The 4,268-nt window shown below is 56.1% G+C and carries 6 protein-coding genes; 3 read left to right on the forward strand and 3 right to left on the reverse strand.

Annotated features, from left to right (window positions below; translation table 11 throughout):
- The first annotated feature begins 204 nt into the window (after positions 1-204).
- Positions 205-1,257, forward strand: coding sequence for a non-homologous end-joining DNA ligase (gene ligD / locus A7X77_RS30985; RefSeq protein WP_064686608.1), 1,053 nt, complete (start codon positions 205-207; stop codon positions 1,255-1,257).
- Between the two features lie 244 nt (positions 1,258-1,501).
- Here the strand turns inward: ligD and A7X77_RS30990 are convergent, their stop codons facing one another.
- Positions 1,502-1,795 (reverse strand): hypothetical protein, encoded by a 294-nt coding sequence (locus A7X77_RS30990; protein WP_064686609.1) that lies wholly within the window; start codon positions 1,793-1,795, stop codon positions 1,502-1,504.
- A gap of 297 nt (positions 1,796-2,092) precedes the next feature.
- On the reverse strand, positions 2,093-2,431 hold the full coding sequence (locus A7X77_RS31000; protein WP_064686611.1) for a hypothetical protein: 339 nt from the start codon (positions 2,429-2,431) through the stop codon (positions 2,093-2,095).
- A gap of 687 nt (positions 2,432-3,118) precedes the next feature.
- Here A7X77_RS31000 and A7X77_RS31010 point away from each other — a divergent pair.
- Both A7X77_RS31010 and A7X77_RS31015 read left to right on the forward strand, forming a co-directional pair.
- On the forward strand, positions 3,119-3,340 hold the full coding sequence (locus A7X77_RS31010) for a hypothetical protein (protein WP_064686614.1): 222 nt from the start codon (positions 3,119-3,121) through the stop codon (positions 3,338-3,340).
- An 11-nt stretch (positions 3,341-3,351) separates the two neighbouring features.
- On the forward strand, positions 3,352-3,942 hold the full coding sequence (locus tag A7X77_RS31015) for a hypothetical protein (RefSeq protein ID WP_064686613.1): 591 nt from the start codon (positions 3,352-3,354) through the stop codon (positions 3,940-3,942).
- Here A7X77_RS31015 and A7X77_RS32840 read toward each other — a convergent pair.
- Positions 3,921-4,268: tyrosine-type recombinase/integrase (locus A7X77_RS32840; protein WP_156668189.1), on the reverse strand; the 348-nt coding region annotated here is incomplete at its 5' end. The two genes, A7X77_RS31015 and A7X77_RS32840, sit on opposite strands and share 22 nt — an antisense overlap.

A 4,268-nucleotide genomic window follows, 5' to 3' on the forward strand; every position in this document is an offset into this window, starting at 1 on the left:
CGCCTTTGTGATAGGCGAGCACCTCCGCAATCTCATCATCAACTATGGCTTCGCCGATCGGCTGCTCGCGCATTCCGTGCTCCATACTCAGTTTTCAGATTGGCGGCCGCCTCGCCGATGTTCTTATTATGTTCCCATCGTCCGATGAGTCAATAATCATTCTAGGCAAATTGCTTTTTAAGATGTTGCTGCTGAACTGCGGGAATGACAAAGCCGCCTCGCAAGCCTTCCAAGCCGCTGCTCGGTGAGACCGAAGCGCCGATCCGCAGCCGCCCGCGTAAGAAGCGTGACCCAGCTCAGCATCAGCTTACCCTCGACCCAATGCCGGCACGCATCGACCCGTGTTTGGCGTTGCTGAAGCCGAGGCCGCCGAAAGGCCGGCAATGGGCGTTCGAGGTCAAATGGGATGGGTATCGCCTGGCCATTCATATTGAACCCAAGGGCGTCCGGGTTCTGACGCGTGGCGGTCATGACTGGACGGAACGATTTCCTGCCATTGTCGCCCAGGCTAAGCGCCTTCCGGTCTCGACCGCAGTCCTGGACGGCGAAGCCGTCGTGTTCGACGAGCTGGGCCGGTCGGACTTCGGCAAGCTTCAGCAATCGCTCGGCGGCCGCGGCGGAAAGCGAACATCGTGGGAATCGGTCTGCATGGTCTTCGACCTCCTCTATCTCGACGGTCGCGACCTTACTGAAACCGAATTCACCGCGCGGCGCCATCTCCTCGAGGGGGTGGTGCCCGCCGGCGGGGAGGAGGCAATCCGCCTATCCGAGGAGATCGAGGCTGATGGAGAAACACTTTTGCGCATCGCCTGCGAGCATGGGCTTGAAGGCATCATCGCCAAAGACCGGAACAGCACGTATCGCGGCGGGCGCGGTGGCGAATGGCAGAAGATCAAATGCATCCAAAGCGACGGCTTCGCCATTGTCGGCTATCAGAGGTCCAGCTCGGCGTTCGGAAATATCGGCGCGCTGCTGCTTGCGGCGCGAAAAGAAGGCCAGCTGGTCTATGTCGGATCGGTCGGTACTGGCTTTAAGGCAAGCCAAGCCTTGGAGCTTCGTGCTGCGATGGACAAGATTAAGGCGTCGGCGCCTGCGGTGAGATATTCCGGCGGGCGCAAGAACCTGATTTGGATCAAGCCGAAGCTTGTTGCTGAGATCGAATATCGGGACTGGACGCATGACGGGAAGCTGCGCCATCCCTCATATAAGGGGCTGCGCGACGTTCAGGACAATGCTGGCATCTATGAGATCGGATAGGCGATGTGAATTGCCTATAACGTCACCGTCCTCAACTGGGGCTGGAGGCCAATCGTATGGAGTTTCCGCGAAGGAAATCAGGGTGTCCAGCACCCCTTGCTCTTCGGGCGTGGCTGCAACTTTGATAAACCGCTCACTTCCGCCAAGATACGATGCGGTGAGGCCCATCAATTGTGCAGTGACGAGGATATCCTGCGCGCCCTTGCCCCCCGGCCCTCCGGAATCAATTATTCTGTAGATCATCTCATGCACTCCCATCCACATCGCCATCTTCGTCGAGCTCGTGCACCGGCAGATAGGTGTTCTTCTCCATCCACTCCCGGACCATGAACCTGACGGTATCGTTACGCGTCTTGCCGAACTCGCCAGACAGATCCCGAAGAGCTTCTTCTATGTCAGCGTCGAACGCGATCGATCCGGAGTTGCGCAACAGCAGCGCTGCGCGTCGAAGCATGATCTGCAAATCCGGTCGAGAGACTTCGGCGATCCGATCGGCGGCGTCTTCGAGTAGGGTGGCGGTGTCGGGCATCTTCGTCATCTTACCATTAAAAGTGCGAACGCCAGCGAGGTATGTAGCAACTCGCCGGCAGCGAAAGGCTAGGAAAAATCTCGCAGCGCGAGAGCCGATAATAACCCTCTGCCTCCATGCAGTAGCTGGTATAGAAGCCAGACACGTCAGAGGCTATTTGATGCTCCATCCGCCTCACCTCGCAAGCGTACCACTGGTTCATCTTGCTATCGTCTTCCCACCGGAAAACCACAATCAGAATCAGGCCGATCAACACAGATGCGGCTAGCAAGATTTTGACCAAGCTGCCTAGCGCCTTAAGCATCGTCATCTAACGGTCAGCCGGTAAACCGATAGGCCATAGTAGTCGCCCTTTAATTTGCCGACACCGCATTCGTAGTCTCCCCGGTTAAAGCCCGCGTCCGAAGCGTCAAAGGCCAAGCCATTCACCGCGGCTCGGCACTCACTGACGCTTTTAAGGCCGGGTCTACTTTTGAACACAGTTAGGTTTGATCGATCAGGATAATAGAAGGCATCAACGGTTTCCCATGGTGCCGCGTCGTCCTTGTAAAGTTGATTTGCAACAAATTTCCCCGGATCACCGAACCAGAACCATAAGGCAACGCCGCTGCAAACGAGGAGTGGCACAAAACCGTTGTCACTCATTACCACCCCCCAGGGCGAGACATCGCGCTTCGGTTCCCGCAAAGGCTACCATCCGCCGCACGGTCATAATAGGAATAGCAATTGCCAGGATAGCGCCTATACGGCGTGTAACCTCCAGCGCCGCAATTACCATTCGCGCATATCGCTGCCGCCGTCCCGACCAGCGCGAGCCCTGCCATCACCGCAGCCGCTTGCCTTTGCTGGATAACCATCTGCTGGCATTCAGGGATACTCATTCCGCGTCGGTTAAGTTCCGCAACGAGCTGGAGCTGGAATTGCGGGTCTTGAGTTTCGAATACGGTCTTGCAGAGCGCAGCTTTGCTGACTGCAGACGGTTTCTTATTGAACTCAGCCGGCGTTGTCGTGCAGCCCGCCAACGCAAGCGCAATGGCCACGACGCCGAAGCGTCGAGCTAACAGATACGTTTTCACGGATAACCCCTCAGTTGCCCGCTGCTAGCATCGCAGAATTCGGTTCTACGTCAAATTGCATATTAATCTATCGTTAACGCAACTGTACGCCGGGCATGTGCAGCCCCGCTGCATCGAGGCGTCGCTAAAGGTCAGCGTTAATCTGACGACCCAGACCAGGAGGCAAGCGCAACAAATGACCCATTCTGATACACTTCTTGTTGACTCCGGCACCAAGAGATTCAAAATTCTCTCGTTCCGCGGGAGGATTTATAAAATGTCCGAACTCGAAGACCTCTTACGACAAAAAGCTGAAATTGAAGCAAGGATCGAGAAAGTCAGGGCTTCAGAAATAGATGACTTGAAACGACGGTTTGCCGACATGGCCTACCAATTGCGCGAGTTGAATGCGCTCCCTGCTGCGCTTGTCGAGGCGTTTACAGACAAAGCCGGCACCTTCAACGTCTTCCGAACAATGAAAGTCAAGAAGCCTTCCTAGAGGAGGGGATTTTGCACTTACGTGACTTAGCACGAGGCGCGGCGTCGGCCGCTCGCCTGCGCGGCCATATTCTTCGTTCCGGATATACCTTGTTCGGTCAGCAGGTCTGGACTGAAGGCGAGGATCTGATCTGCCGCCTCTTTTACCCCGATTACTTCGCCCTGAGGCAGATCCTGTACACACGGACGGCGAGGGCCATCCGTGTGCACTGCCAGGTTCTCGGCTTATGCAAGACCCGCCACACTTGGGGACCGCTGGACAAAATGCGGCTGAAGAAGCTCTATCCGACTGGGACCCGCGAAGAGATCTGTGCGGCTTTCCCCGGCATTGAGTGGGAAAACATCTGTGCTGTCGCACGCTACTACGGTTATCGGCGCAAAAAGAAGCCATACAAAATTACGGGCGTGCCAGCGTTGGATGCCGTGAGGCTTCGTTGCTACGATGTGAAGATCAATATGCGGGAACTCGACGAGGATTGCCGCACCAAGAAATACTTTCAGAAGCGAGGTTGTCAGCCGCGCTATCCAAATTTCAGAGCCATAAATCGGGCTGCGTCTTACCTGGGAGGCTATCTCGACTTTCACTTTCCTACTGATACGTGAGGCAGAGGGGTCGGCACCGCAGCTGGATTTGCAGTCAGTTCCTTGACAAAGTCAGCCCAGCCGATCAGCGCCGCGCGCTTTTCCTCGGCATAGTCATAACGATTATAGACGGCTGCGACCCCTTTGATTGATCCTGATCGGTGATTGATCACGGCTTCCACTACATGCACAGGCACGCCTAACCGTGCCATTCCGCTCGCCGCGGTTCGTCTCAGGTCATGGAATGTCCAGGGCTCAAGTTCGAGCTTTTCCGCGGGGCGTCCAGCCTGCTTTGCCTCCTCTTTGGCAATCTTCAGCATTTCAGCGTCGAGGTTCCTTTTGGCTCG

Origin of the sequence: Rhizobium bangladeshense (assembly GCF_001662075.1) — a bacterium.
Classification (GTDB): Bacteria; Pseudomonadota; Alphaproteobacteria; order Rhizobiales; family Rhizobiaceae; genus Rhizobium; species Rhizobium bangladeshense_B.